The following is a 26,701-nucleotide window of genomic DNA, read 5'->3' as shown; positions in this document are numbered from 1 at the left end:
CCGTCAGACCTGCGCGGGATGCGCGAGCGACGCGTCCTGTTCGGCCTCGATGCGCGCCGCGTTCTTCGCCGCCTCCGATTCCGTCAGCAGCTCGCCTTCCCACTTCGCGACGACCGCGCTCGCGATCGAATTGCCGACGGCGTTGGTCGCCGAGCGCCCCATGTCGAGGAAGGTATCGACGCCGAGAATCAGCAGCAGTCCCGCCTCGGGAATGTTGAAGTGATTAAGCGTGGCCGCGATCACGACCAGCGACGCGCGCGGCACGCCGGCCATGCCTTTCGATGTCAGCATGAGGATCAGCAGCATCGTGATCTGCGTGCTGATCGGCAGATGAATGCCGTACGCCTGCGCGATGAAGAGCGTCGCGAACGTGCAATACATCATCGAGCCGTCGAGGTTGAAGGAGTAGCCCATCGGCATCACGAAGCTGGAGATCTTGCGCTTCACGCCGAAACGATCGAGCGCGTCGAGGATCTTCGGATACGCGGCCTCCGAGCTCGCGGTCGCGAACGAAAGCATGAACGCTTCCTTGATGAGCGACAGCAGCTTGAACACGCGCCGCCGCAGAAACAGGAAGCCCGCGAGCACGAGCAGGCCCCACAGCAGAAAGAGGCTGATATAAAAGTCGGCCATGAAGACCGCGAACTTCAGAAGGATCGTCAGCCCGTTGACCGCGACGGTCGCGGCCATCGCGGCGAGCACGGCGAGCGGCGCGAGCTTCATCACGTAGCCGGTGATCTTGAGCATGACGTGCGATAGCTGATCGATCGCGGCGAGCAGGATCTTGCCGCGTTCGCCGAGCGCGGCGAGCGCGACGCCGAAGAACATCGAGAACACGACGATTTGCAGGATCTCGTTGTTGGTCATCGCTTCGGCAAACGAGCGCGGCACCATGTGACTGACGAAGTCTTTCAGCGTGAACTTCGATGTGGCGAGATTCGCTGATGCGCCGATGTCGGGAAGCGGCAAGCCGAGGTTATCGCCGGGCTTGAGCAAGTTCGACATCACGAGGCCGAGCAGCAGCGAAATGAGCGACGCGGTGAGGAACCAGCCGAGCGCCTTGGCGAACACGCGTCCGACCGAGGCGGCGTCGCCCATGTGCGCGATGCCGACGACCAGTGTGGAGAACACGAGCGGCCCGATCAGCATCTTGATGAGGCGCAGGAACACGTCGGACACGAGGGAGATGTAGCCGGCGATCTCCGTGGCGGTCTTCTTGTCGGGAAAGCTCGTGAAGATCATGTAGCCAACCACTATGCCGATGACCATCGCGCCGAGAATCCAGATGGCTGCGGAGTTCTTCTTCATGTCCAGGCCTCCATTGACTGCATATCGAACGAATGCAATGGCGAATTTCGGATGGATCAGGCGATGCAAAAACGAACGCGGCGCCGCTCAGTATAGAGCGGCGCCGCGGCGTGTGTCCGCGAACACTCGAAATGTTAGCGGCGTAGTTCCATCTTTGCCGGAACTCAGCCCGGCGTGCGCTCCGAAACCGCTTCGCGGCGCGCGTTGTAGGACGGCGCGCTGCCGTCGTCGGGCAGCGTCGAGCTTTGCGCCGCCGCGAGCAGTCTTTCGACGGACGGGCCCATCGCGTCCGTGAAGGTCTTCGGATGCACGCCGATACCCAGCACCAGCACGGCCATCGCGCCGAACAGCACGAGTTCGCGCTTGCCGAGATCGCGCAGACCGGCGACGCGCTCGTTCTTCACCGCGCCGAAAATCACACGCTTGACCATCCACAGCGTATAGGCCGCGCTCAGGATCAGCGACGTGGCCGCAGCCGCGCCGATCCAGAAGTTCAGGCGGATCGCGCCCATCAACACTAGAAACTCGCCGACGAAACCCGAGGTGCCCGGCAGGCCGACATTGGCCATCGCGAACAGCATCGCGCAGACCGCGAAGCGGGGCATCGTGTTGGCGACGCCGCCGTAGGCATCGATCGAGCCATTTTTCGTGCGCTCGACGAGCACGCCGGTGCACAGCAGCATCGCGCCGGACACGATGCCGTACGACAGCATCTGCACGACCGCGCCTTCGGTGCCGAGGCGGTCGAAGGTGAAGAGGCCGAGCGTCACGAGACCCATGTGCGCGACTGCCGAGTAGGCAAGCAGCTTGCGCATGTCCGTCTGCGCGAGCGCGACGAGGCTGCCGTAGATCACCGCGACGAGCGACAGCGCGATCATCGCCGGGGCGAAGAAGTGCGATGCGTCGGGCACGATCGGCAACACGTAGCGCAACATGCCGTAGCCGCCGATCTTCAGCATGCCGAGCAGCACCGCCGCGCCCGTCGGACCTTCCGAGTTCACGTCGGGCAGCCAGGTGTGGACCGGCCACATCGGCACCTTGACCGAAAAGGCCGCGAGGAAGCAGACGAAGACGACGATCTGCGGCGTGAAGCCGAGCTTCAGGTTGCGCCATGCGTCGATATCGAAGGTATGCGCCTGCGTCCACAGATAAACGAGCGCGGCCAGCATTGCAAGCGAGCCGAGCAGCGAGAAAAAGAAGAAGCGAATCGCCGCGTACACGCGCCGCTCGCCGCCCCACGTGCCGATCAGCAGATACAGCGGAATCAGCGAAGCCTCGAAGAACACGAAGAACAGCATGCCATCCAGCGACGCGAACACGCCCTGCATGCAGCCCGACAGCACGAGGAACGCGCCGTAGTATTGCGCGACCTGCTTCGTGACGGAGCGCCACGACGCGACGAAGATGATGAGCGTGGTGACGGCCGTCAGCACCGTGAACCACAGCGAAATGCCGTCGACGCCCAGATGGTACGAAATGCCGAACTGCGGCAGCCACTCGACGCGCTCGACGAACTGCATCGCGCTGGACGACGCGTCGAAGCGGGAGAGCAGCGGCACGACGGGCAAAAGGCTGAGAATCGCGCCGAACAGGGCGACGGCGCGCGAGAGCGTCGCGGATGCGCTGAACGTCAGCACGAAGATGCCCGACACCACTGGAATCCAGATAAGAAAACTGAGAACTGACGGCAGATGCATAGCTCGGTCGAAATCGGGCGCAAAGCACGGCCAGCACGCGAAGAAACGTGCTCGCTGGGAAGGCGCTGACAGTGGAATGTAAGGCAGGACGAGTGCGCGGAGGCTTGAATCCGGCGCGCAGCCCGAATGACTTAGGCGTATTCCTAAGGGTTAACGAGGATAACTCAAAAGAATAGTTTTTTGTGCATTGCGGCGTATCAAATTCATTGCGCCGAACGACCTTGACTTTTTTACCGATTCCGGCTCGGCGGCACGTCGACGTGAATGAATCGTTCGTTCGCTTCGGGCTTGCCCTGATTTGCCGGAAGCCGCGTGGCCCTTAGCCTAGAACGCAAGGAAGGAGACAAGCATGAAGAAAACATTCAAGGCCGTCGTCTTTGCGCTCGTCGCGTATCTCGTCGCCGATCGCGCCATGCTCCACGCGCAGGGACGCGACCTGGCCGCGTCGTCGTGCGCGCAGAGCGCGGCGCAGATCGAATTCGACGCCCTGAGCAAGGGCTTCAGCCACGCCGCCGCGAGCAGCCAGCGCGACGCGTTCCGGTCCCAATGCCTCGTGTCGGGCCGCGCCGAGTCCGGCACGGCTGTCGCAATGCGCTGAAACGGCGTCAGTTCAGCTTCACGGTAGGCCGCACGCGCTCGCGCAGCCATTGGCTCGCGGCGTACATCAGCGCCCGCTTGACGCCCGTCAGCCCCATGATGTGCCGGCGATACAGATGCCGGTAGCACGACGCCGCGAACCATCCGTCGATGAACAGCGGCCGGCGCAGCAACTCGCTCATCAGCGCGCCCGCCGCGCCTGCGCGTCCGAAGGAGACGAGCGTGCCCTGATCGCGGTACGCGAAGAGCGGCACGGCGCGTTCGTCGAGGCGGCGCGCGAGGGCATCGGCGAGATAGACGGCCTGCTGAAACGCGGCCTGCGCGCGCGGCGGCACGAGCGCGTCGCCTTTCGCTGCGGCGCACGCGGCGCAGTCGCCCATCGCGTAGATGCCTGAGCCGGGTTCGACCTGCAAGGTTGCATCGACGATCACCTGTCCCAGCCGGTTCAGCGGCAATCCTTCCAGCGTGCGCAACACCGGCGCGCCTTCCACGCCCGCGGCCCAGATCGTGATGTCGCTTGTGAGCGTTTCGCCATCCGCGGTCGATACGGCGTGCTCGTCCACCGAACGCACGCGGCAACCCAGCCGCACTTCCACGCCGAGCTTGGCGAGCACGTCCTGAGCGCGCGTCGAAATGCGTTCGGGCAGCGCGGGCAGCACGCGCGGCGCGCCTTCCAGCAGACGAATGCGGATGTCGCTGGCCGGGTCGATCGACGCGAGGTGATACTCGCGCAGCATTTCCGCCGATCCGCGCAGCGCGGCGGCCAGTTCGACGCCCGTCGCGCCGCCGCCGATCACCGTCACCGAAACCGGCGTGCGCGCCGCGCCGGGCGTCGCCTGCCGCGCATGACTCGAACGCAGAAGGCTCGACAACAGGCGCCGCCGGAACGTTTCCGCCTGCTCCACCGTTTCGAGCGTCAGCGCATGCTGCGCCGCGCCGGGAATTGAGAAGAAGTTAGTCACGCTGCCGAGCGCGAGCACGAGCGAATCGAAGGCGAGCGTTCGCTTCGGCAGGAGCGGACGTCCGTCGATATCGGTCGTCTCGTCGATGACGATCTCGCGGCGTCCACGATCGATGTTCGCGAGCGCGCCCTGCTCGAAGCGAAAGTGATTCCACTTCGCGTGCGCGGCGTAATCGATCTGATGACTCGATGCATCGATCTGTCCCGACGCGACTTCATGCAGAAGCGGCTTCCAGAAGTGCGTCGGAAAGCGGTCGATGAGGATCACCTCGGCGCGCCGCCGCTTGCCGACGCTATTGCCCAGACGCGTCGCGAGTTCCAGCCCCGCGGCGCCGCCGCCGACGATCACGATGCGATGAGGCGAATCGACCTGCCGTTGCGCGTAAGGATTCAACATCATGGCTCTCCCGGAAGTGCTGTGTGGATGCTTGACGACCTCGTTGGGAAAAATATAAGGTCCCGAAAACATATGCGCTATTTAGTATTTATCGCCGACTCATAAGTTTTCACTAATGTTAAAGACCACGACCTTCCGTCAGTTGCGCACGCTGCAGACCGTCGCGCGCGTGGGCAGCATCTCGGGCGCCGCCGATGAACTGCATCTCACGCAGCCGGCGGTCTCGTTGCAAATCTCGTTGCTCGGCGAAGCCGCGGGCACGCCGCTTTTGCGCCGCGTCGGCCGCGAAGTGCAGCTCACGGCTGCGGGCGAAGTAATGGCGCGTTACGCGAACGAAATCCTGAGCCTTTGGAACGAAGCGGGCGAAGAAGTGGCGGCGTTGCGCGGCGAACTGGGCGGCACGTTGCGCATCGGTGCGATCACGACGGCGGAATATCTCGTGCCGCCGCTGCTCGTGCGCTTCACGAAGGAGCGGCCCGGCGTGAAGCTGCAGTTTCGCATCGGCAATCGCGATGACATCGTCCGCATGCTCGCGACGAATGAAATCGATCTCGCGATCATGGGACGGCAGCCGCGCGAACTGCGCACGAGCGCCGCCGCATTCGCGAAGCATCCGATGGCGTTCGTCGCCGCGCCTTCGCATCCGCTGATGCGCGCGAAGCGCCTGCGTCTGACCGATCTCGAATCGGCGAATCTGCTCGTCAGAGAGCGCGGCTCGGGCACGCGCGTCGCGATCGAAGGGCTGTTCAAGGAAGCGGGTCTGAAGCTGCATGCCGCGTCCGAGTTATCGAGCAATGAAGCGATCAAGCAGCTCGTCGAAGCGGGACTCGGCGTGGCGTTTCTTTCGCTGCACGCGTGCGCGCTCGAAATGCAGGCGGGCTTGCTCGCGACGCTTCCCGTGCCTTCGACGCCGATCGAGCGCGCTTGGCATGTCGTGCATATGTCGGAGCGACGCCTGCCTCAGGTCGCCAATGCGTTCAGGGAATTCTTGATTCAGTCGGGAGCGGCCGTCGCGGGCCTGACTGTGCCGCCGGAAACGCACAAGCTGCGTTCGACGCGCAGAGAGAAGAAAACAGAAGTCGTTGCGGATGCAACTGGTGCCCAGGTCGGGACTCGAACCCGAACGCCTCGCGGCGCTACCCCCTCAAGATAGTGCGTCTACCAATTCCGCCACCTGGGCAAGGGGACCGAATTGTAGCGGGAAAATCGGGAAATGCGAAGGGCTTCGATCATCGCGTGCATCGTCGCGACGCTACTACAATATTCGGCAAAGCAACGGTCTCGTCCGATTCGCCTGAATAATCACATCGGTTCGCCCATACGGGAGCGTCCATGTTCGGCAACAGCTTGCGTTTCGAAGTGGGACCCGACTGGCAGGTCAACGTCGCCACCGATAGCTGGCTCATCGCGACGCTTCTCGTGATCGCCATGCTGCTGGCGATTTTCCTCGCGAGCGTCATCTGCTACTACCTGACGCGCTGGATCATGCTCGTGATCGTCAACCGGCTCGCACGCAAGGAAGGGCGCAAGTGGCTGATCGCGGCGGAGCGACATCGCGTGTTTCATCGGCTTGCGCCGCTCGTGCCTGCCGCTATCGTCTATGCCGCGGCGCCGTTGCTCACGGGGCTCACGTTTCCGGTGATCCCGGCGCTCGGCAAGCCGCTCGCCATACTCGCGGCCTGCTACATGGTCTACACGATGGTGCGCGCGGCGCTTGCATTGCGCGACAGCATCGACGAGCGCTATAGCCACTTTCCTTCGGCGAGCGAGCGGCCCATCAAGAGCTTTCTGCAGATCGCCACGATCGTCGTGTATCTCGTCGCGCTGATCGCGGTCGTTTCGCTGCTGCTCGAGCGTTCGCCCGTTTATCTGCTCACCGGTCTCTCCGCGATCACGGCGCTGCTCATCATCATTTTTCGCGACTCGCTGCTCGGCTTCGTCGCCAGCATCCAGCTCGCCGCGTACGACATGCTGCGCGTGGGCGACTGGATCGAAGTGCCCGGATATGTCGCCGATGGCATCGTCATCGATATTGCCTTGAACACGATCAAGGTGCGCAACTTCGACAACACCGTCGTCATGTTGCCGAGCCAACTGCTGCTGACGAACAGCGTGAAGAACTGGCGCGGCATGGTCGCGTCGGGCGCGCGACGCTTGCGGCATGCGATTCACTTCGACGTGGACACGATCCGCTATCCCGACGACGCGTTGCTCGCGCAATTGCACGCAGCGATAGAACAGCCGCTCGTGACCGTCGAAGGCGAGCGCCGCACGAACCTCGGTTTGTATCGGCACTATCTCAGCGGATATTTGCGCGCGCACCCGGCCGTGCGTCGCGACATGCCGCTCGTGATTCGCCACGTCCAGTCCACGACGGCGGTCGTGGCACTGGAGATCTGCGTGTTCATCGACGAGATTCGCTGGGAGCGCTACGAGGCGTTGCTATCGGACATGCTCGATCACGCTTATGGCGTCGTGCCGTTTTTCGGCCTGCGCTGCTGGCAGCGCGAGCGTTCGGTGTCCGCGCCCTCAGGAAGGTGATCGAACCATGCTTGCGTGATCGGCGCGGTGCTTGGGCACCGCTTTCAGCGGCGCGAGCACGCGACGAGCATCCTCGAGTTCCTTCCTCATCTCGTCGATGAGCCATTGCGCCACCGCGCGCGTACTCTCCGACGGATTCGACGAGCGATGTTCGAGCACGTAATTGCAGCCCGTTTCGATGTATCGGTCCCACGCGGGAATGACCTTGCCCTCGTTCAACGGCGCCGCGATCGCGAGCAGCCAGCCGAGCACGACGCCTTGTCCGAGCATCGCGCATTGCACGGCGAGTCCGGGATCGGTGTGATGCACCGCTTCGCCGATGCCCTTGTCGGACAGCCCCGTCGCACGATGAAAATCCGCCCAGGAAAGCGTGGTCACGTCGAGATGAATATAGGCGTGACCTTCGATGCTCGCCGGCGTATCGAGCGGGCCGAATTCGGCGAGATAGTTCGGACTACAGACAGGAACGATGATCTCCGGACAAAGAAGAAGCGGTTCCTTCTCCGAACCCGGACCATGCAGCCGGATGCCGAGGTCCGCATCTTCGAGCGGTCCGTAGAGCCGCCCGGCCATCACTTGCAAGCGCAGATTGATGGAAGGAAACGCGCGGCGAAACCCCGCATAACGCGGCAAGAGCCACAACGCGGCGAAGCCGCTCGCGAGCGACAGCGTGACGATCTCGCCTTGCGCATGATCGCGCTTGAGTTCATCGATGGTATCGCCGATCTGCCCGAAACCCGATGCAACGGCGCGCTGCAATGTTGCGCCGCGATCGGTCAGGGTAAGCCCTAGCTTCGTGCGATCGAAGAGCCTGAAGCCGAGCGCGTCTTCGAGACGCGCCACCATGCGGCTCACGGCGACGGGCGTCACGTTGAGTTCGCCGGCCGCCTTGGTGAAGCTCAAGAGCCGCGCGGATGTTTCGAAGACGAGCAGTGCCTGAAGGGACGGAAGTCGCAGACTCATACAACACCATGTTAAGGGGCGTGCATCCATTTGTAATTTGACGGCGCATATTGACCTCCTTACCTTGAGTCCGACGCTTACTTCTTCTCGCAGGCCATGACCACTGCTTCGTCGGACCCGTTGCTTCAGCCCTTTGCCCTCAGGCATCTCGTACTCAGAAACCGTGTGATGAGCACGAGTCACGCGAGCCGTCTCACGCGTGATGAATTCCCTCAGGAGGTTTATCAACGGTATCACGAGGAAAAGGCGAAAGGGGGTATCGCGCTGACGATGTTCGGCGGCTCGTCGAACGTCAGTCTCGACAGTCCCAATACGTTCCAGCAGATCAACGTCTCGACCGATGCCGTGGTGCCGCATCTGCGGCGCTTTTCCGATCGCGTCCATACGCACGGCGCAGCGCTCATGTGCCAGATCACACATCTCGGGCGGCGCGGCGATGCATACACGGAACCGTGGCTGCCGATGATCGCGCCATCGGCCGTGCGCGAAACGCTGCATCGGGCGATGCCGCAGGCTATCCACGATGCCGACATCAAACGCGTGATCCGCGACTTCGGCCTTGCGGCGAAGCGCTGCCGCGATGGCGGTCTGGACGGCATCGAAACGCATGCGGGCGGGCATCTCATCGGCCAGTTCATGGACCCGACCGTGAACCTGCGCACCGATAAATACGGCGGTTCGACGGCGAATCGCGTGCGCTTCGCAATCGAGGTTCACGAAGAAATACGCAAGCAGGTGGGCGACGATTTCATCGTCGGCTTTCGCTTCGCGCTCGAAGACGGATGCAGCTTCGAGGAAGGGCTGGAGATGTCGCGCATCCTGCAGAGCACGGGTCTGTTCGATTTCTTCAACGTCACGTTCGGGCGCATGGACACGAAGATGTCGCTCGCGGTCAACTCGATGCCGGGCATGTTCGTGCCGTCTGCACCGTGGCTGCCCAAAGCGGCCGCGTTCAAGCGCGCGGTCGATCTGCCCGTCTTCCACGCAGCGAAGATCGCCGATCTCGCCACGGCGCGTTATGCGATACGCGAAGGTCTGCTCGACATGGTCGGCATGACGCGCGCGCATATCGCGGAGCCGCATCTCGTGAAGCTCGTCGAAGCAGGCAAGGAGGATGAAGCGAGGCCGTGCGTCGGCGCATCGTTCTGCCGCAACTTTCGCGCGACGTGCATTCATAACCCGGCGACATCGCGCGAGACGTATCTCACGCATGACATACCGGAGGCCGCGCAGAAGAAGCGCGTGCTCGTCGTCGGCGCGGGACCTGCGGGCCTCGAAGCCGCGCGCATCTGCGCGACGCGCGGCCATGACGTCACCGTGCTCGAGGCGAACTCGGAGGCGGGCGGACAGATGTTGCTCGCGGCGACGGGAAGCTGGCGGCGCGATCTTATCGGCATCGTCGACTGGCGCGTGGCGCAACTCGACAAGCTCGCTGTCGATGTGCGCTACAACCACTACGCCGAGTTGAGCGACGTGCTCGATCATGGCGCGGATGTGGTCATCGTCGCGACGGGCGGCCTGCCGAATCTCGATGCGTTGCCGGGCGGCGAGCTCTGCAAGTCCGTCTTCGATGCGCTCACCGAAACGCCGCCGCGCGAAGGCAGCGTGCTCGTCTACGACGGCACGGGCCGGCATAACGCGTATCTCTGCGCCGAGCGTTATGTCGATGCGGGCCTTGCTGTATCGCTCGCGCTCATCGACAGCGTGCCCGCGCAGGAAACCGGCGGACGCGGCGACGATCAGGTCTGGATGCGCAATATCGCGCGCTGGGATGTGCCGGTCCGCACGAACATCGAATTGATCGAAGTGAGCGCGACCGATGGCGGCAAGCGCCGCGCCGTGTTCCGTCATCATCTGACGAACGAGCTCGTCGAGATGGAAGCGGATCATGTCGTGGTCGAGCGCGGCATGCTCGCGGTCGAGGATCTCTTCGAAGCGGCGCGCATGTATTCGGCCAATGACGGCTACACCGATCTCGAAGCATTCGCGACAGGCAAGCCGCAACCCGAAGCGAAGGAACGCGAGGAAGGACAGTTCCACTTGTACCGCATCGGTGATGCCAGCGCGTCGCGCGATATCCATACGGCCATCTATGACGCCTATCGGCTTTGCATGGCGCTGTGAAGGCAGGTTGCATCTCATCCGTTGAAACGACAATGAACGAGCGAGGCTCACATGACATTGCCGAAGGACTTCGTAGTTGCCGATCCGAGCCGCCGCAAGGCGATCAAAACGCTTGCCGCGGCGGGTGCGGCGACGCTGATCTTGCCGGGCGCATCGTCGCTTGCATTCGCCGCGAACGAGCCCGCGCCGCAACGCGGCGGACGCATCCGCGTGGCGCTCGCGAATCAGTCGCTGATGGACTCGCTCGATCCCGCGAAGGGAACGCATACCGGCGATTACGCTCGCGCGTACATGTTCTATAGCGGCCTCACCGAACTGGACGCCGACTTCAAGACGCAGAACGCGCTCGCGGAGAAGCTCGAATCCGACGACTTCACGACATGGACCGTCACACTGCGGCCCAACGTGCATTTCCACGACGGCAAGCCGCTGACATCCGACGATGTCGTGTTCTCGTTGATGCGCCACAAGGACCCGGCGACCGGCTCGAAAGCGAAATCGATAGCGGATGGCATCAGCTCGGTGAAGGCGGCGGGACCGTTGAAAGTCGAGATCACGCTGACCGAGCCGAACGTCGATCTTCCCGCGCTGCTCGCGATTCCGCATCTCGTGATTGTCGCCGCGAACACGACCGATTTTTCGAAGGGCAACGGCACGGGACCGTTCACATGCAAAGAGTTCACGCCGGCGCAACGCTGCATCGGCGCGCGCAATGCGAACTTCTGGAAGCCGGGGCGTCCGTATCTGGATGAGGTGGAGATCATCGGCATCGGCGATGATGCAGCGCGCACCAATGCGCTGCTCGCGGGCGATGTGCAGCTTATCTCGCCACTGCCCGCGCGCGACGTCGACCGCGTGAAGCAGACCGGCAAGGTGACCGTGCTCGAAAGTCCGTCGCAACTCTATTCCGATCTCGCGCTGCGGCAGGACATGCTGCCGACGAAGAGCGCGGACTTCAACGAAGGCATCAAGTATCTGCATGATCGCCAGCGCATCGTGAACGTGATGTTGCGCGGACACGGCACGCTCGCGAACGATCATCCGGTGCCCGAGTGGCATCCATACTTCATGAAGGGATTGCCTCAGCGCACGTTCGATCCGGACAAGGCGCAGTTCCACTTCAAGAAGGCCGGCACGCCGGGCGCGCGTGCGGAGATCATCGCGCCGCCATCTGTCGAGACCGCGCTCGATTCCGCGATGCTGATCCAGCAGGCGGCGAAACAGGCGGGCGTCGACATCAACGTGCGCCGCGTGCCCGCCGATGGTTACTGGACGACCTACTGGATGAAGTATCCGATGACCTACGGCTCGATCCTGCCGCGCCCGACGCTCGATCTGCTGTACACGCAGTTCTTTCGCTCGAACGCGAACTGGAACGAGTCCGGCTGGAAGAACGAGCAGTTCGATCAACTGTTGATACAGGCGCGCCGCGAACGCGACGAAGCGAAGCGCAAGCAGATGTACGGCGACATGCAGACCATCGTCTACGAGAAGAACAGTCTCGTGATTCCGGCCTTCATCAACTTCATCGACGCGCAAAGCTCGAACTTGCGCGGCTTGAAGGGGACGCCGTCAGGACGCGTGATGGGCTATCGGTTCGCGGAGTTCGCGTGGCTCGCGAAGGCGTGACGATCGATTACCACACGGCCTGGCTCGTCAGCGCAAATTGCGTGAACGTCGCATCGGTGGATGGCTTGCCGTTGAGCGCCATCTGCTCGATGGTATCGACGAGCGGCAGGCCGAGTCCTTCCAGCCACGAGGAAAGGCCGTAACGCAAGGGCGTATCGATGCGCACGAACATGCCCGCGTTCAGCGCGAGCCAATAGCTGATCAGCGCTTTGGCGCGGCTCTGGTCCGCCGACTCGGGCGCGACGACCGGGCCGATCACGTGACCATCGCCGAAACGTCGGAAGAGCGCGAAGCCGATCAGTTCGCCATCGCGATCGAGTGCGATGCCGCTCGCGACATCGAGCAATTGCGGCATGAGTTCCGTGCGATCCAGCCCGCTTGCGCGCGATGCCAGCGCGGCAAGACGCGGCGTATCCTTCGCGCCGATCGGACGGAGCCGTTCGCCCGGCGGCAGCGAAACGAGCGGCGGCTGAAAGGCCGCGCCCTGATGTTGATGAATGGTGTCGATGGTTTCGAAGCCGCGTTCCACGCAAAGCGGTTTGCCTTCGTTCGATGCGTGGATCAGCAGCATGCGCGGACCGAGCTTCGCACGCAGGCGGTCGAGCAGTCCGCGCCCGATGCCGCGCCGCTGATGTTCCGGCGACACGATGAACATGCCGAGCGTCGCCGCATCCGCGCCGAACTGAAACGCGAGCGCCGTACCGACGAGCGCACCGTTCTGATCGACCGCCGCGAAGCCGCTGCCGATACGCGCCGCGAAACGCCAATCGTCCGCGCGATGCCGCCATTTCACGGACGCGGACAACGCGTGCGCTGCAGGAAGGTCGTCGAGCGTGAAAGCCCGGTATTCGACCACTTCGTTATTGTTCGAGTCAGGCACGCGGCCTCCTCAGTTTGAAGACATTTACCGTGACTTTGACACCGCGCAGCGCGCATGGCTAGGACGATCTTCCTGTCCCGCACGGCGCGAGATTCCGCCGCGTGGTGCAACGCAAAACCGCAGGTTATCGCGGCAAGAACGCGCGCGCTGTGCTGAATCGGCAATTTTGTCGGCGAAATATGCCGGCGCGCTGGCCCTACGATGGAGTCATGTCAACGCAACATGCCGAGGAGGACTCACGCATATGGACCGGTTCGATCCCGCCAGCATCGTCATCAGAAGCGGGCACTTCATCGGCGGCGAACTGATCGATGCGGGCGCGTCGCGTATCGAGGTAACGCGTCCGTCGGATGGCGTCGCGTATGCCTCGGTGCCCGTCGCCGATGACGCGATGATCGACTACGCCGTGCAGAACGCCTACAGCGCGTTCAAAAAGAGCGACTGGGCCCGCCGCGCGCCACGCGAGCGCGCACGCGTGCTGCGCAGGTTCGCCGATCTCGTCGCTGCCGACGCTGCGAATCTCGCGCCGCTCGAAGCGATCGGCTCGACGCGCCCGGTGCGCGACGCATACAACTGGGACGTGCCGTTCACCGCCGAGAGCATTCGCTTCTATGCGGAGCTTGCCGACAAGATCGGCGGCGATGTTGCGGCAACGGATCATCGACATCTCGGCATGACGATCGCGGAGCCGTATGGCGTGATCGGCGCGATTGCTCCGTGGAACTTTCCGCTCGTGATGGGCATATGGAAGACCGCGCCCGCGCTCGCGGCGGGCAACGCGGTCGTGCTGAAGCCTTCGGAGATGACGCCGTTCAGCGCGTTGCGTCTCGCCGAGCTCGCGCTCGAAGCGGGCGTGCCGCCGGGCATCTTCAACGTCGTTCAGGGCGATGGCCGCACCACCGGCGATGCGCTCGTGCGTCATCCCCGCATCGGCAAAGTGACGTTCACCGGATCGACGCACACCGGCGCCGCGATCATGGCCGCATGCGCGCAAAGCGGCACGAAGCCGGTCACGCTGGAACTGGGCGGCAAGAGCCCGCAGATCGTGTTCGCCGACGCACCGCGCATCGATGAGGTCGCACGTCGCATCGCGGGCGCCATCACGGGGAATGCGGGGCAAGTGTGCGTCGCGGGATCGAGGCTGCTCGTGCAGCGCGGCATCGCCGAAGAACTGACGGATCGCATCGCGCAAGCATTCGGCGAACTGAAAGCGGGCGCGACCTGGGCTGCGGGCACGACCTTGCCGCCGATCATTTCGGAGCCGCAGGTGCAGCGCATCGATGCGATCGTTCAGCGCAGCATCGCGAACGGCGCGACCTTGCGTTGCGGCGGAAAGCGTGCCGATGCCGCGACGCCCGGCGCGTTCTATTCGCCAACGTTGCTGTGCGACGTCACGCAGGAGAGCGACGCCGTGCGCAATGAAATCTTCGGCCCGGTGCTCACCGTGCAGTCGTTCGACACCGAAGAAGAAGCGTTGGAACTCGCAGCGCATCCGGACTACGGCCTTGCTGCGGGCGTGCATACCGCGGACATCGGTCGCGCGTTGCGCATGGTACGCGGCATCGAAGCGGGCACGGTATGGGTGAATCGCTATGGACGTACCAGCGATTTCGTGATTCCGACGGGCGGCTACAAGCGCTCTGGCATTGGCAAGGATCTCGGACGGCAGGCTTACGAAGCGAATCTGCGCTTCAAGAGCGTGCTCATCGATACGGAAGTCTGAAGCGCACGATCGTTCCAAACGTGCGCCGCATTTTCTGCTGTGGCGACGCCTCAAAACGCATGACTTGTATCGTCGCGAGGCACGCATTCAACGCCATCAGTCATTTTTGCCTTGTTTAAATTTTCTCGACACTTCGCTGTTTCTTGTTTCAACCAACACACGACAGGACTGACATCATGATCGATTTCGAGCCGAAGTACATCACGTTCGACTGCTACGGCACGCTGACGAAATTCCGCATGGCCGACATGACCCGCGAGATGTACGCAGACCGCCTGCAGGGCGACGACCTCGAACAATTCGTCAAGTTCTTCGCGGGCTATCGCCGCGACGAAGTGCTCGGCGCGTGGAAGCCGTATCGCGACGTGATCGTCAATTCGGTGCGCCGCGCGTGCGAGCGCATGAACGTCGAATTCAACGAAGCCGAAGCCGAAAAATACTACCTCGCCGTGCCGACGTGGGGCCCGCATCCGGATGTGCCGGAAGGTCTCTCGCGTCTCGCGAAGAAGTACAAGCTCGTGATTCTGTCGAACGCATCGGACGATCAGATTCAGAGCAACGTCGACAAGCTCGGCGCGCCGTTTCATCGCGTGTTCACGGCGCAGCAGGCGCAGTCGTACAAGCCGCGCATGCAGGGCTTCGAGTACATGTTCGATCAATTGAGCTGCAATCCGGAAGACGTGCTGCATGTGTCGTCGAGCCTGCGCTACGACCTGATGACCGCGCACGACATGGGCATTAAGCACAAGGCGTTCGTGAAGCGCGGCCACGAGCCGGGCACGCCGTACTACGAGTATTACGAAGTGGACACCATCGGCGATCTCGCCGGTCAACTCGGTCTGTAATCGAAGCCACTTCACGCGAGCAATGCCGATGAAACTCGACTCCTACTGGCTCGATACCGCGCCTTCGATCATCTCGACGTGCGAAGGCCCGGCGGATGGCCAGGCCGATGTCGCCGTGATCGGCGGCGGGTTCACCGGTTTGTCGGCGGCGCTCGCGTTGGCGAAGCGCGGCGCGTCGGTCGTCGTGCTCGATGCCGGGCGCATAGGCGGCGGCGCGTCGGGACGCAACGGCGGTCAATGCAATACGGGCGTCGCGCAGGATTATGCGGCGCTGCGCTCGCAACTCGGCGTGGAGCGCGCGCAAGGCTGTTATCGCGCGTATGCGGCGGCGGTGAGCACGGTCGAACGTTTGATCCGCGAAGAAGACATCGATTGCGACTATCTCGCGTCGGGCAAGCTGAAGCTCGCCGCGAAGCCGCATCATCTCGACCATATCGCGACGACCGCCGAGTTGATCCGGCGCGAAGTCGATCCGGATATCGATTTGCTCGATCGCGAGCAGGTCCGCAATGAAGTGCAGTCCGATGCCTTTCACGGCGGGCTGTTGCAACGTCACGGCGGGCAGATGCATATGGGCAAGTTCGCCGTCGGCCTCGCGAATGCAGCGGCGAGGCAAGGCGCGCGTCTCTATGAGCACGCTGAAGTCACGGCGATCGCGAAGGAAGGCGGCGCCTATCGAATCGATTCGAAGCGCGGCACGTTGCGCGCAAGGCAAGTGCTGATCGCGACAGGGCCTTCGAAGCATGGACCGTTCGCGTGGTATCGGCGCAGGCTTGCACCGGTCGGCTCGTTCATCATCGTGACGGAGCCGCTGCCAGCAGAACAACTGAAGCAACTGTTGCCGCAGCGCCGCTCGTACACGACGAGCCGCCTGATGCACAACTATTTTCGCGTGACGCCCGATTCACGTTTGCTGCTCGGCGGACGCGCGCGCTTCACCGCGTCGGAACGTCCATCGGACGCGAAGAGCGGACGCATCCTGCAGGCGAATCTCGCAGCTATTTTCCCGAGTCTCGCCAGTGCGCGCATCGACTATTGCTGGGGCGGTCTCGTCGATATCACCGCGGATCGCCTGCCACGCGCGGGCCAGCACGATGGCATCTATTTCTCGATGGGCTACAGCGGCCACGGCACGCAGATGTCGACGCACATGGGCCAGATCATGGCCGACGTGATGAACGGCAACGCCGATGCGAACCCGTGGCGCGATTTCGACTGGCCCGCGATTCCGGGCCATACGGGCAAGCCGTGGTTCCTGCCGCTCGTCGGCGCGTATTACTCGATCAAAGACGTTTTCTATTGAAGCATCGAAAGCAAAGACAGACGGCCTTCATCCAATAACCAAGCCGTCGAACATTCACAGTCCCTATCGCGGAGAAGTTCATGAGCATCGACAAATCGCCTGAAGCACTCGTTCACGCCGATGCCGGCAAACGCCTGGAAGAACTGACGCGCCGTGGCGCGTCCCGGCGCAATGTCCTTCGCGCGATGGCCGCGGGCGGACTCATGTCAATGACGGGCGCGGGTCTGCTCACCGCGAGCGGCGCGGCTTTCGCGCAGGACAAGCCGAAGCAGGGCGGACGCATTCGCGTGGCGACGCAGTCGTCGTCAGCCGCCGATACGCTCGATCCGGCGAAGGGCGCGCTCGGCACGGACTACGCGCGCGGCTTCATGTTCTACAGCGGCCTGACCGAACTCGACAATCATCTCGGCGCGAAGATGGCGCTCGCCGAATCGCTCGAAACGAAAGACGCGACCGTGTGGGTCGTGAAGCTGCGCAGCGGCGTGCAGTTCCACGATGGCAAATCGCTCGCGCCGCAGGACGTCATCTATTCGCTGATGCGCCATAAGGATCCGGCGGTCGGCTCGAAGGCGAAGACGCTCGCCGATCAGTTCAAGGAAATCAAGGCGACCGGCCCGAACGAGCTCACGATCACGCTGACGGGCGCGAACGCGGACCTGCCCGTGATTCTCGCGGACTCGCACTTCCTCATCATCAAGGACGGCACGACGGACTTCAAGACGGCGGTCGGCACGGGCCCGTTCAAGCTGAAGGAGTTCTCGCCGGGCGTGCGTACCGTCGGCGTGCGCAACGAGAAGTACTGGAAGCCGGGCATGCCGCATCTGGACGAAGTGGAGCTGATCGGCATCGCGGACGAACCCGCGCGCGTGAACGCGCTGATGTCCGGCGACGTGCAGCTCATCAATGCAGTGAGCGCGCGCTCGACCGAGCGGATCAAGGGCACGCCGGGCTTCGCGGTGCTGGAAACGAAGACGGGCCAGTACACCGACCTCATCATGCGCGACGATGGCGGCATCACCGGCAATGCGGATTTCCGCCGCGGCATGATGTACCTGATGGATCGCGAGCAGATGCGCAAGACGATCTTCCGCGGCTATGGCGCGATCGGCAACGATCAGCCTATCGATCCGAGCAACAAGTACTACATGTCGGGTCTGCCGCAACGCGGCTTCGATCCGGACAAGGCGAAGTTCCACTTCCAGAAGGCGAAGCTCGGCAGCACGCCGATCCAACTGTACGCATCGCCGGCGGCGGAAGGTTCCGTGGAGATGGCCGTGCTGATGCAGCAGGTCGCGCCGCAAGCGGGCATCAATCTGCAAGTGACGCGCGTGCCGGCGGATGGTTACTGGTCGAATCACTGGATGAAGCATCCGCTCGGCTTCGGCAACATCAACGCGCGCCCGAGTGCGGACGTGATCTTCACGCAGTTCTTCAAATCCGATGCGCCGTGGAACGAAGCGAACTGGAAGAGCCCGCAGTTCGACCAGATGCTCGTCGCCGCGCGTGGCGAACCGGACGATGCGAAGCGCAAGAAGATTTACGGCGACATGCAGGAGCTCGTGCATACGGACGGCGGCATCGGCATTCCGATGTTCCAGAGTTCGCTCGACGCGCATACGACGAAGCTGAAGGGCTTGGGCGGCATTCCGCTCGCGGGCCTGATGGGCTGGATGTTCGCGGAGAACGTGTGGCTCGAGGCATGAGCATGCTTTGAAGCGCGATGTGCGCCATCTTCCGATGGCGCGCGCAGTCAAACCTTCAACGAGAGAGAGGCGTTTATCCGATGAAAGCTCATGCGCAACGACTCGTCGCCGCGCGCCTCGGCCTCGCGCTGCTCACGCTGCTGATCGTGTCGATGGTGGTGTTCGGCATCACCGGTCTCTTGCCGGGCGATGCCGCGCAACAGGCGCTCGGTCAGGCGGCGACGCCCGAACAGGTGGCGGCGCTGCGGCATCAGTTCGGCCTCGATCAGCCTGCCGTCACGCGTTATCTGCAATGGCTTCTGCATGTGGTGACGGGCAACTTCGGCACGTCGCTGTCGAACAATCTGCCGGTCAGTGAACTCATCTCGACGCGTCTGCCGAATTCGCTCGTGCTCGCGGGATTGACCGCGCTGGTGTCGGTGCCGATCGCGTTGTTCATCGGCATTCTCTCGGCGATGTATCGCGGCTCGCTCGTCGATCGCGTGCTCAACGTGCTCACGCTTTCGACGGTGGCGGTGCCGGAGTTTCTCGTCGCGACCATCGCGGTGCTGATCTTCGCGGTGAAGCTGCGCTGGCTGCCGGCGTTGTCGTATCTGTCGGATGTATCGTCGTTCGGCGCGCTCGTGCGGACCTATGCGATGCCAGTGATGACGCTCTGCTGCGTGATCGTCGCGCAGATGGCGCGGATGACGCGCGCGGCGGTGCTCGATCAGCTCAACGCTTCGTATGTGGAGATGGCGGTCCTGAAAGGCGCCTCGCCCATGCGCGTCGTGTTGCGGCATGTATTGCCGAACACCATCGGGCCGATTGCAAATGCGGTTGCGCTCTCGCTTTCGTATCTGTTCGGCGGCGTGGTGATCGTCGAATCGATCTTCAACTATCCCGGTCTCGCGAGCCTCATGGTCGACGCCGTCACCAATCGCGACATGCCGCTCGTGCAGGGCTGCGTGATGGTGTTCTGCGCGGCTTATCTCGCGCTCGTGCTCATCGCCGATCTGGCTCAGATCGTCTCCAACCCGAGGCTGCGTCAACGATGAATCGGAACGTCACTTCTCACGCCACGACCGTGCTATACGATCAGCCGCCCGCCGATGCCCCGCAGGAGCAAGCGCCCGTCGTCGTCAGGCGCGGCCTCATGAGCCGCCTCGTCAACCGCTTTTCGGTGCTGGGTCTCATCGGTCTGTTCATCGTCGTGTTCTGGCTCGTGATCGCGTTCGTCGGGCCGGTTGTCGCGCCTTATAAAGGCGGCGCGTTCACATCGACGGAAGTGTTCGGCTCGTATAGCGCGGCACATCTGCTCGGCACCGACTACCTCGGCCGCGACATGCTGAGCCGCATTCTTTACGGCACGCAATACACGGTCGGCCTCGCGCTCGCCGCGACGGTGGCCGCGAGCGTCATCGGCACGTTCTTCGGTCTCGTGGCCGCCGTGTCGGGACGCTGGGTCGATGAAGCGCTGAGCCGCCTGTTCGATGCGCTCATTTCGATCCCGAGCAAGATTCTTGCGCTCGTCGTGATTGCCGCATTCGGCTCGTCCATTCCGATGCTGATGATGGTCGCCGCACTCGCCTATATCCCCGGTGCCTTCCGCATCTCGCGCTCCCTCGCGGTGAACATCATGACGCTCGAATACGTGCAGGTCGCGAAGGCGCGCGGCGAGAAGCTCTTCTATATCGCACGCGTCGAAGTGCTGCCCAACATGATTCACCCGATGCTCGCGGACTTCGGCCTGCGCTTCGTGTTCATCGTGCTGCTGCTTTCGGGCCTGAGCTTTCTCGGTCTCGGCGTGCAGCCGCCGAACGCGGACTGGGGCTCGCTCGTGCGCGAGAACATCGGCGGGCTGGCGGAAGGCGCGCCCGCGGTGCTGATGCCGGCAGTCGCGATCGCGACGCTGACTGTAGGCGTGAATCTGCTCATCGACAGTTTGCGTCGTCATGGCGCGCGTTCGCATGGAGGCGGCCAATGACATCGAACACAGGCACGAACATGATCGAAGTGAAAGGCTTGCGCGTCGTTGCTGGCGCGGCGCCGGATCCCGTCGTCGAGATTGTGAAGGGCGTCGACTTCACGGTGAAGAAGGGCGAAGTGCTCGCGCTGATCGGCGAGTCGGGATCGGGCAAGACGACCATCGCGCTCGCGCTGCTCGGTCATGCGCGCGGCGGTTGTTCTATCGCGGGCGGCTCGGTGAAGATCGGCGATACCGATGTGTTGTCGCTCGACGCGAAGGGCCGTCGCGCATTGCGTTCGCGCACCGTCGCGTATGTCGCGCAGAGCGCATCGGCGGGCTTCAATCCGGCGCGCACGATCATGGATCAAGTCACGGAACCCGCGCTGCTGCACAAACTCATGACGCCCGCTGTCGCGCGTGAGAAAGCGATCAGCCTGTTTCGTTCGCTCGCGTTGCCGAATCCCGAGACCATCGGCGATCGTTATCCGCATCAGGTGTCGGGCGGCCAGTTGCAGCGCTTGATGGCGGCAATGGCGCTGATCACCGATCCCGCCGTCGTCGTGTTCGATGAACCGACCACCGCGCTCGACGTGACCACGCAGATCGAAGTGCTCGCCGCATTCAAGGGCGTGGTGCGCGAGCTGGGCACGACGGCCGTGTATGTGTCGCACGATCTCGCGGTCGTCGCGCAGATGGCGGATCGCATCGTCGTGTTGAACGGTGGACGCGTGCGCGAGAACGGCGCGACCGCGCAAGTGCTCGACGCGCCGGCCGACGAGTACACGCGCCAGTTGCTCGCGGCAACGCGCCGTCCCGAAGTGGAACGCGCAACGCCCGACGATGCGCGCAAAGTCCCGCTGCTCGAAATCCGCAATCTGAGCGCGGGCTATGGACGCATCGATGCGAACGGCGTGCCCGCCGTGCGCGTGCTCGATGATGTGAGCCTGAAGATCGCGCGCGGCAGCACGCTTGGCGTGATCGGCGAATCGGGCTCGGGAAAGACGACGCTCGCGCGCGTGATCGCGGGTCTCGTCGATCGCGCGCACGGCGACGTGCTGCTCGACGGCAAGTCGTTGCCAGCGAAACTATCGGAACGCACGCTGGATCAATATCGTCGCGTGCAGATCGTGTTTCAGAACGCCGATACCGCGTTGAACCCGAGCCGCACCATTGCCGATATTCTCGCGCGGCCCATGAACTTCTATCACGGTCTGCGGGCCGCGGCCGCGCAAAAGCGCATGCTGGAGCTGCTCGATCTCGTGAAGCTGCCTGCATCGATCGCGAAGCGTCAGCCGGGCGGCCTGTCGGGAGGGCAGAAGCAGCGTGTGAATCTTGCGCGCGCGCTCGCGGCGAATCCCGAGCTCATTCTCTGCGATGAAGTGACGTCCGCGCTCGATACGGTCGTCGGCGCGGCGATTCTCGATCTGCTCGCCGAGCTGCGTCGCGAACTGAATGTGTCGTACATGTTCATCAGCCACGACATCTCGACCGTGCGCGCCATCTGCGATGAAGTCATCGTGCTGTATGCGGGCCAGTGCGTCGAAGCGGGCCAGCGCGATGCGCTTTCGCATCCGCCGTATCACCCTTATACGGGCTTGCTCGTCGATTCGGTTCCTGCGTTGCGTCCCGGCTGGCTCGATTCGCGTCGTGCGATGGCGCTCGGCGCATTGCCCGCGCTCGGTCCGGAAAGCGATGCGCCCGAGTTGTGCAGCTTCCGTTCGCGCTGTGCGGCGCGCATCGACGGCAAGTGCAACGTGACGCCGCCCGCGAAGAAGACTTTGCCTTCGGGCGCGCACATCCTGTGTCATCACAGCGCCGACGATCTCGCCCGCATGCAGTCGATGGAAACGGTGACGGCATGAGCGGACGCTTCGTGAGAGTCGCCGAGAAAGGACGCAGGACGTTCGAGATCGTCATCGACGGCAAGCGCGCGCTCGCAGCCGAAGGCGACACGCTGATGGTCGCGCTGCTCACATCGCAGGAAGCATTGCGCGACTCCGAGTTCGGCGATGGCCGCCGCGCGGGCTTCTGCGTGATGGGCGCATGCCAGGACTGCTGGGTGTGGACCGCTAACGGCGAGCGCGTGCGCGCGTGCACGACGCAGGCGGCCGAAGGCATGTCGATCGTCACGCGTCTTGCAGAAGCGCAGGAGGGCGTATGGCCGCGACTGTGATCGTGATCGGCGCAGGACCGGCGGGCGTGCGTGCGGCGCAGGCGCTCGTCGAAGCGGGCTTGCGTCCCGTCGTTATCGATGAAGGCAGACGCGACGGCGGGCAGATCTATCGTCGTCAGCCGGAAGGATTCAAGCGCACGTACGAGACCTTGTACGGCACGGAAGCAACGCGCGCGCGTGCATTGCACGATGCGTTCGATGCGTTGCGCCCGAAGATCGACTACGTGCCCGATACGCTCGTCTGGAACATCGAGCCGAATGCACTGCACACGGTGAGCGGCACGCGTCATCGCAAGCTCGCGTTCGATGCGCTCATCATTTGCAGCGGCGCGACCGATCGGCTGATGCCCGTTCCCGGCTGGCATCACGCGGGCGCGTATAGCCTCGGCGGCGCGCAGGTCGCGCTCAAATCGCAGGGCTGCGCGATCGGTTCGCGCGTCGTGATGATGGGCACCGGTCCGTTGCTCTATCTCGTCGCCGCGCAATACGTGAAGGCGGGCGCGACAGTAAGTGCGGTGCTCGATACATCGACGTTCGCGCAGCGTCTGCGCGCGTTGCCGCAACTGCTCGCGATTCCATCGGCGTTAAGGAAGGGCGTTGCGTTGATGCGCGTACTGAAAGATGCGCGCGTGCCGGTTCATCGCGGCATCACGCCGGTCGAGATTCGAGGCACGCCCGAGCATGGCGTGCAAGGCGTGCGCGTCAGGCAAGCCGATGGCGCGATGCTGCAAGTCGGATGCGATGCCGTCGCGCTCGGCTATCACTTGCGCCCTGAAACACAGCTCGCCGATCTCGCGGGCTGCGAGTTCCGCTTCGATCAGGCGTTGCAACAGTGGCTTCCCATCGCCGATGTGGATGGCCGCAGCAACGTGAAAGGCATCTATCTTGCCGGCGATGGCGCGCGCGTGCGCGGCGCGGATGCCGCCGAGCGCGCGGGACGTCTTGCGGCGCTCGCGGCGTTGAAGGACATCGGCATGACGTGCAGCGAAGACGAAGCCAACAAGTTGCGCTTGCAACTAAATCGCTTCACGCGTTTTGCTTCCGGCTTGCGCACCGCGTTTCCGTGGCCCGCGCGCTTTGCCGCCGCCTTGCCGGATGAAACCATCGTGTGCCGATGTGAAGCGATAACGGCAGGCGACCTGAGGCGCGTCGTGAACGACATGGGCGCAAAGGAAGCGAATCGCGCGAAGGCTTTTTCGCGCGTTGGCATGGGCCGATGCCAGGGCCGCTTCTGCGCACATGCGGGCGCGGAAGTCATTGCAGCCGAAGCACGCGTGCCGCTGGAAGCGGTCGGCCGCTTGCGCGGGCAGGCACCGGTGAAACCTCTGCCCATGGCGCTCGCGCCGCACAAGGATCTGGAGACCAGCGAATGAACGAGCGCGCCGATGTGATCGTGATCGGCGGGGGCATCGTCGGCACGACGACCGCCTTCTTTTTGCGCCGTCGCAAGCGTTCCGTGATCCTGCTCGAACGCGGCTTGACCGGACAACAGGCGAGCGGCGTGAACTTCGGCGGCGTGCGTCGCCAAGGCCGCGCGCTGGAGCAACTCGCAATGTCGAATCGCGCGCTGCAAACGTGGCGGCGTTCCCGCGAACTGCTCGGCGAAGATGTCGAGTTCTTGCCATCGGGGCATACGCGCGTGTGCTATCACGCGCATGACGCGGAATACTTTCATCGCTATGCCGCCGATGCGCGCGCTTACGACCTCGATCTAGAAGTGCTCGAAGGCGCGGCCATGTTCGAGCGCTTTCCTTTTCTGGGCCGCGACGTGATCGCCGCATCCATCTCGCCGCTCGACGGCCACGCGAATCCGCGTCTTGCCGCGCCCGCGTTCGGGCGTGCCGCCGCGCGGCTCGGCGCGCGCGTCGTCGAGAACACGGAAGTGGTGCGCGTAGAAAAGGAAGCGGGCGGCTTTTGCGTGGAAAGCGCGGCGGGCGATGTGTATCGGGCGGAGCAAGTGCTGATTTGCGCGGGCGCGTGGGCCAATACGCTATCGACGCAATTCGGCGAACCCGTGCCGCTCGTCGCGCGCGGCCCGCAAATGGCGGTGACCGAACCCGTGCCTTACGTGTTCAAGGCTTCGATGGGCGTGTACACGTCGATCAAGGAAGAGAGCGTTTATTTCCGGCAAGTGGAGCGGGGCAATATCGTGCTCGGGGGCGGACCGCCCGGACCCGCGGACGCAGACACGCGACGCGCTTCCGTCCTGCCCGAGAACACCGTCGCGCAACTGGCGCAGTTCCGCCGCATGGTGCCCGCGATGCGCCCGCTGCATGTGATTCGCGTGTGGAGCGGCGTGGAAAGCTATCTGCCGGATTCGGAGCCGGTGATCGGTCCGAGTTCGAAAGCCGATGGCCTGTTCTACGCGTTCGGCTTCAGCGGATCGGGCTTTCAGATCGGACCGGGCGTGGGCGAGACGCTTGCCGAATTGCTCGATGCGGGCAGCACGCCGATCGATCTCTCATCGTTTTCCATCAGACGATTTCAGCGCGCTTCGTCGACGCACGCGCAATCGCTTACTTCCGAGACTTCGCCATGAGCCAAGCCAATCTGGTCGACGCGCTCGCCTACATCGAAGCCAATTTCGACAAGACCGTGAGCCTCGCGCAACTCGCGGATCTTTCGGCGCTGAGCGTGTCGCGCTTCGCGACCGTGTTTCGCGAGCAATTCGGACTTTCGCCGTACAAGTACCTGTGCGAGTTGCGCGTGCGGCGCGCGCAGACGTTATTGCTCGCGGGCGTGCCAGGATCGGTCGTCGCGACGGAAGTGGGCTTCTTCGATCAGAGTCATCTGGCGCGGCATTTCAAGCGCCTGTGCGGCATGACGCCGAGCGCGTTCGTCGAGCGCGCGCGCAGAAAAGCGCGCTCAGCCGAGCTCGATGCCGGTCTGGGCAAGCGCGTCACGCAAGCCCAGCCGCGGGTATTTGCTTTCGACGGAGCGCATGTCGCTTAGCGCTTCCTGGATGATCCATTCGCGCACGCTGGCGACGATGGGCCGCATCGACTTGTTCGGCGGCGTGAGCAGACAGCAACGCCGGCTCGTGGCCACCAGTTCTTCTTCGGCAGGCACGAGCGCGCCTTGCGCGAGCCAGTGCGACGTCACGTTGAGCCATCCGAGCGCGATGCCTTGTCCGAGCAACGCCGCCTGCACGACGATCGCGTAATCGTTGAAACGCAACATGCCCGCTGCATGGCGCTCCTTTGAAGCGAACGCATGAAAACGCTCGTGCCAGCCGCGTTCTTCATCGTCCATCACGATGACGGTATCGCCATGCGCGCGCGCCGCATCGGTCTCTGCGAGTTCGTGATAACGCGGATTGCAAAGCGGCAAGAGCATCTCGGGCATCACGAGCACCGCGTGCTCGTCGATCTCTTCGTCGTGAACAAAGCGCATGCCGAGATCGACATCGACGAGCGGCCCGCCGATGCGCCCCGATATCAATTGAAACCGCAGATCGACCGATGGAAACGCCTGATTCAGACGGCTCATGCGCGGCATGAGCCAATGCGTGGTGAAGCCGGTCGATACGGAAAGCGTGACGGTCTCGATGCCCGTCGCGCGCGCCTCGATTTCGCGGATCGCACTTTCGATGCCGCTGAAGCCTTCGGAAATCTTGCGATAAAGAATCTCGCCGCTCTCCGTGAGTTCGATGCCGCCGCGCACGCGCTCGAAAAGCCGCACGCCGATATGGTCCTCCATGCGCGCGAGCATGCGGCTCACCGCGGGCTGACTCACATAAAGCTCCTGCGCGGCGCGCGTGAAATTACCGCAGCGCGCGGCCGCTTCGAATACGAAAAGCGCATTGGCGCTCGGCAGTTTCTTGCGAAGGTTTGGCATGACTTCATGTTATGCCCGATCCAACAATTTTGGAATTGCCGTCAAAAACATCGCGACTTAGTATTTTCCCAA

The 26,701-nt window shown here is 63.4% G+C and carries 21 protein-coding genes, 1 tRNA gene and 1 pseudogene; 16 read left to right on the top strand and 7 right to left on the bottom strand.

Annotated elements, in window-relative coordinates:
• Positions 1 to 3: 3 nt before the first annotated feature.
• On the bottom strand, positions 4 to 1,308 hold the full coding sequence (locus NCS00_RS27920; RefSeq protein ID WP_008347015.1) for a dicarboxylate/amino acid:cation symporter: 1,305 nt from the start codon (positions 1,306 to 1,308) through the stop codon (positions 4 to 6).
• 164 nt (positions 1,309 to 1,472) lie between these two features.
• The gene (locus NCS00_RS27915; RefSeq protein WP_033536446.1) at positions 1,473 to 3,005 is read right to left on the bottom strand and encodes a complex I subunit 4 family protein; all 1,533 of its coding nucleotides are present in this window, start codon (positions 3,003 to 3,005) and stop codon (positions 1,473 to 1,475) included.
• A 349-nt stretch (positions 3,006 to 3,354) separates the two neighbouring features.
• On the opposite strand from NCS00_RS27915, the gene NCS00_RS27910 reads away from it, so the two are divergent.
• The gene (locus NCS00_RS27910) at positions 3,355 to 3,603 is read left to right on the top strand and encodes an adhesin (protein ID WP_175981421.1); all 249 of its coding nucleotides are present in this window, start codon (positions 3,355 to 3,357) and stop codon (positions 3,601 to 3,603) included.
• A 7-nt stretch (positions 3,604 to 3,610) separates the two neighbouring features.
• Here NCS00_RS27910 and NCS00_RS27905 read toward each other — a convergent pair whose 3' ends face one another.
• Positions 3,611 to 4,963, bottom strand: a complete 1,353-nt coding sequence (locus tag NCS00_RS27905) for an NAD(P)/FAD-dependent oxidoreductase (protein WP_008347009.1) — start codon at positions 4,961 to 4,963, stop codon at positions 3,611 to 3,613.
• A gap of 112 nt (positions 4,964 to 5,075) precedes the next feature.
• Here NCS00_RS27905 and NCS00_RS27900 point away from each other — a divergent pair.
• Positions 5,076 to 6,005: pseudogene (locus NCS00_RS27900) on the top strand (LysR family transcriptional regulator); the annotation flags it as partial.
• A gap of 50 nt (positions 6,006 to 6,055) precedes the next feature.
• Here NCS00_RS27900 and NCS00_RS27895 read toward each other — a convergent pair.
• Positions 6,056 to 6,140, bottom strand: a tRNA-Leu gene (locus NCS00_RS27895).
• A 152-nt stretch (positions 6,141 to 6,292) separates the two neighbouring features.
• Between NCS00_RS27895 and NCS00_RS27890 the strand changes: the two genes are divergently transcribed.
• Complete coding sequence (locus tag NCS00_RS27890; protein ID WP_034470218.1) at positions 6,293 to 7,501, top strand: mechanosensitive ion channel family protein; 1,209 nt, start codon at positions 6,293 to 6,295, stop codon at positions 7,499 to 7,501.
• On the opposite strand, the gene NCS00_RS27885 is transcribed toward NCS00_RS27890, so the two are convergent.
• Positions 7,490 to 8,464, bottom strand: coding sequence for a LysR family transcriptional regulator (locus tag NCS00_RS27885; protein ID WP_250441543.1), 975 nt, complete (start codon positions 8,462 to 8,464; stop codon positions 7,490 to 7,492). The genes NCS00_RS27890 and NCS00_RS27885 overlap by 12 nt on opposite strands.
• Before the next feature lie 96 nt (positions 8,465 to 8,560).
• On the opposite strand from NCS00_RS27885, the gene NCS00_RS27880 reads away from it, so the two are divergent.
• Both NCS00_RS27880 and NCS00_RS27875 read left to right on the top strand, forming a co-directional pair.
• A complete protein-coding gene (locus NCS00_RS27880) occupies positions 8,561 to 10,588 on the top strand; it encodes an oxidoreductase (RefSeq protein ID WP_502801605.1) in 2,028 nt (675 codons plus the stop codon).
• A gap of 51 nt (positions 10,589 to 10,639) precedes the next feature.
• Entirely contained in the window at positions 10,640 to 12,217 is a 1,578-nt protein-coding gene (locus NCS00_RS27875) for an ABC transporter substrate-binding protein (protein WP_008347001.1), read from the top strand.
• A 7-nt stretch (positions 12,218 to 12,224) separates the two neighbouring features.
• Here the strand turns inward: NCS00_RS27875 and NCS00_RS27870 are convergent, their stop codons facing one another.
• The gene (locus tag NCS00_RS27870; protein ID WP_008346999.1) at positions 12,225 to 13,097 is read right to left on the bottom strand and encodes a GNAT family N-acetyltransferase; all 873 of its coding nucleotides are present in this window, start codon (positions 13,095 to 13,097) and stop codon (positions 12,225 to 12,227) included.
• A 244-nt stretch (positions 13,098 to 13,341) separates the two neighbouring features.
• On the opposite strand from NCS00_RS27870, the gene NCS00_RS27865 reads away from it, so the two are divergent.
• The 11 genes from NCS00_RS27865 to NCS00_RS27815 all read left to right on the top strand — a co-directional run bounded on the left by NCS00_RS27865 (position 13,342) and on the right by NCS00_RS27815 (position 25,744).
• Positions 13,342 to 14,820 carry an aldehyde dehydrogenase family protein gene (locus NCS00_RS27865; protein ID WP_250441542.1) on the top strand — a complete coding sequence of 493 codons (1,479 nt, stop codon included), beginning with the start codon at positions 13,342 to 13,344 and terminating at the stop codon, positions 14,818 to 14,820.
• Between the two features lie 176 nt (positions 14,821 to 14,996).
• Positions 14,997 to 15,665: a haloacid dehalogenase type II gene (locus NCS00_RS27860; RefSeq protein WP_250441541.1), complete on the top strand. Its 669-nt coding sequence runs from the start codon at positions 14,997 to 14,999 to the stop codon at positions 15,663 to 15,665.
• Between the two features lie 28 nt (positions 15,666 to 15,693).
• On the top strand, positions 15,694 to 16,968 hold the full coding sequence (locus NCS00_RS27855) for an NAD(P)/FAD-dependent oxidoreductase (RefSeq protein ID WP_250441540.1): 1,275 nt from the start codon (positions 15,694 to 15,696) through the stop codon (positions 16,966 to 16,968).
• Positions 16,969 to 17,048: 80 nt separating this feature from the next.
• Positions 17,049 to 18,671 carry an ABC transporter substrate-binding protein gene (locus tag NCS00_RS27850; protein ID WP_008346991.1) on the top strand — a complete coding sequence of 541 codons (1,623 nt, stop codon included), beginning with the start codon at positions 17,049 to 17,051 and terminating at the stop codon, positions 18,669 to 18,671.
• Between the two features lie 80 nt (positions 18,672 to 18,751).
• Positions 18,752 to 19,708 (top strand): ABC transporter permease, encoded by a 957-nt coding sequence (locus tag NCS00_RS27845; protein WP_008346990.1) that lies wholly within the window; start codon positions 18,752 to 18,754, stop codon positions 19,706 to 19,708.
• Positions 19,705 to 20,637 (top strand): ABC transporter permease, encoded by a 933-nt coding sequence (locus NCS00_RS27840; protein ID WP_250441539.1) that lies wholly within the window; start codon positions 19,705 to 19,707, stop codon positions 20,635 to 20,637. Before NCS00_RS27845 ends, NCS00_RS27840 begins: the two co-directional genes overlap by 4 nt.
• Positions 20,634 to 22,481, top strand: a complete 1,848-nt coding sequence (locus NCS00_RS27835; protein WP_250441538.1) for an ABC transporter ATP-binding protein — start codon at positions 20,634 to 20,636, stop codon at positions 22,479 to 22,481. Before NCS00_RS27840 ends, NCS00_RS27835 begins: the two co-directional genes overlap by 4 nt.
• Positions 22,478 to 22,792, top strand: coding sequence for a (2Fe-2S)-binding protein (locus NCS00_RS27830; protein WP_008346985.1), 315 nt, complete (start codon positions 22,478 to 22,480; stop codon positions 22,790 to 22,792). The genes NCS00_RS27835 and NCS00_RS27830 overlap by 4 nt, the downstream gene beginning before the upstream one ends.
• On the top strand, positions 22,777 to 24,165 hold the full coding sequence (locus NCS00_RS27825) for an FAD/NAD(P)-dependent oxidoreductase (RefSeq protein WP_250437415.1): 1,389 nt from the start codon (positions 22,777 to 22,779) through the stop codon (positions 24,163 to 24,165). Before NCS00_RS27830 ends, NCS00_RS27825 begins: the two co-directional genes overlap by 16 nt.
• Positions 24,162 to 25,331, top strand: coding sequence for an NAD(P)/FAD-dependent oxidoreductase (locus NCS00_RS27820; RefSeq protein ID WP_250441537.1), 1,170 nt, complete (start codon positions 24,162 to 24,164; stop codon positions 25,329 to 25,331). The genes NCS00_RS27825 and NCS00_RS27820 overlap by 4 nt, the downstream gene beginning before the upstream one ends.
• Entirely contained in the window at positions 25,328 to 25,744 is a 417-nt protein-coding gene (locus NCS00_RS27815; RefSeq protein WP_175981448.1) for a helix-turn-helix domain-containing protein, read from the top strand. Before NCS00_RS27820 ends, NCS00_RS27815 begins: the two co-directional genes overlap by 4 nt.
• Here NCS00_RS27815 and NCS00_RS27810 read toward each other — a convergent pair.
• The gene (locus NCS00_RS27810) at positions 25,658 to 26,629 is read right to left on the bottom strand and encodes a LysR family transcriptional regulator (RefSeq protein ID WP_250441536.1); all 972 of its coding nucleotides are present in this window, start codon (positions 26,627 to 26,629) and stop codon (positions 25,658 to 25,660) included. The two genes, NCS00_RS27815 and NCS00_RS27810, sit on opposite strands and share 87 nt — an antisense overlap.
• Positions 26,630 to 26,701 lie beyond the last annotated feature (72 nt).

Source organism: Caballeronia sp. AZ1_KS37 (assembly GCF_023631165.1).
Taxonomy (GTDB): domain Bacteria; phylum Pseudomonadota; class Gammaproteobacteria; order Burkholderiales; family Burkholderiaceae; genus Caballeronia; species Caballeronia zhejiangensis.
Note: the sequence above shows the minus strand (reverse complement) of the source record. Positions and strands in the feature narration are given on the sequence as shown.

What these genes read in the sequence shown, in the direction of transcription:
- NCS00_RS27840 (WP_250441539.1), top strand. Translation starts at nt 19,705, where the DNA reads ATGAATCGGAACGTCACTTCTCACGCCACGACCGTGCTATACGATCAG.
- NCS00_RS27845 (WP_008346990.1), top strand. Translation starts at nt 18,752, where the DNA reads ATGAAAGCTCATGCGCAACGACTCGTCGCCGCGCGCCTCGGCCTCGCG.
- NCS00_RS27905 (WP_008347009.1), bottom strand. Translation starts at nt 4,963, where the DNA reads ATGATGTTGAATCCTTACGCGCAACGGCAGGTCGATTCGCCTCATCGC.
- NCS00_RS27835 (WP_250441538.1), top strand. Translation starts at nt 20,634, where the DNA reads ATGACATCGAACACAGGCACGAACATGATCGAAGTGAAAGGCTTGCGC.
- NCS00_RS27920 (WP_008347015.1), bottom strand. Translation starts at nt 1,308, where the DNA reads ATGAAGAAGAACTCCGCAGCCATCTGGATTCTCGGCGCGATGGTCATC.
- NCS00_RS27890 (WP_034470218.1), top strand. Translation starts at nt 6,293, where the DNA reads ATGTTCGGCAACAGCTTGCGTTTCGAAGTGGGACCCGACTGGCAGGTC.
- NCS00_RS27825 (WP_250437415.1), top strand. Translation starts at nt 22,777, where the DNA reads ATGGCCGCGACTGTGATCGTGATCGGCGCAGGACCGGCGGGCGTGCGT.
- NCS00_RS27855 (WP_250441540.1), top strand. Translation starts at nt 15,694, where the DNA reads ATGAAACTCGACTCCTACTGGCTCGATACCGCGCCTTCGATCATCTCG.
- NCS00_RS27865 (WP_250441542.1), top strand. Translation starts at nt 13,342, where the DNA reads ATGGACCGGTTCGATCCCGCCAGCATCGTCATCAGAAGCGGGCACTTC.
- NCS00_RS27860 (WP_250441541.1), top strand. Translation starts at nt 14,997, where the DNA reads ATGATCGATTTCGAGCCGAAGTACATCACGTTCGACTGCTACGGCACG.
- NCS00_RS27875 (WP_008347001.1), top strand. Translation starts at nt 10,640, where the DNA reads ATGACATTGCCGAAGGACTTCGTAGTTGCCGATCCGAGCCGCCGCAAG.
- NCS00_RS27830 (WP_008346985.1), top strand. Translation starts at nt 22,478, where the DNA reads ATGAGCGGACGCTTCGTGAGAGTCGCCGAGAAAGGACGCAGGACGTTC.
- NCS00_RS27910 (WP_175981421.1), top strand. Translation starts at nt 3,355, where the DNA reads ATGAAGAAAACATTCAAGGCCGTCGTCTTTGCGCTCGTCGCGTATCTC.
- NCS00_RS27850 (WP_008346991.1), top strand. Translation starts at nt 17,049, where the DNA reads ATGAGCATCGACAAATCGCCTGAAGCACTCGTTCACGCCGATGCCGGC.
- NCS00_RS27915 (WP_033536446.1), bottom strand. Translation starts at nt 3,005, where the DNA reads ATGCATCTGCCGTCAGTTCTCAGTTTTCTTATCTGGATTCCAGTGGTG.
- NCS00_RS27885 (WP_250441543.1), bottom strand. Translation starts at nt 8,464, where the DNA reads ATGAGTCTGCGACTTCCGTCCCTTCAGGCACTGCTCGTCTTCGAAACA.
- NCS00_RS27880 (WP_502801605.1), top strand. Translation starts at nt 8,561, where the DNA reads ATGACCACTGCTTCGTCGGACCCGTTGCTTCAGCCCTTTGCCCTCAGG.
- NCS00_RS27810 (WP_250441536.1), bottom strand. Translation starts at nt 26,629, where the DNA reads ATGCCAAACCTTCGCAAGAAACTGCCGAGCGCCAATGCGCTTTTCGTA.
- NCS00_RS27815 (WP_175981448.1), top strand. Translation starts at nt 25,328, where the DNA reads ATGAGCCAAGCCAATCTGGTCGACGCGCTCGCCTACATCGAAGCCAAT.
- NCS00_RS27820 (WP_250441537.1), top strand. Translation starts at nt 24,162, where the DNA reads ATGAACGAGCGCGCCGATGTGATCGTGATCGGCGGGGGCATCGTCGGC.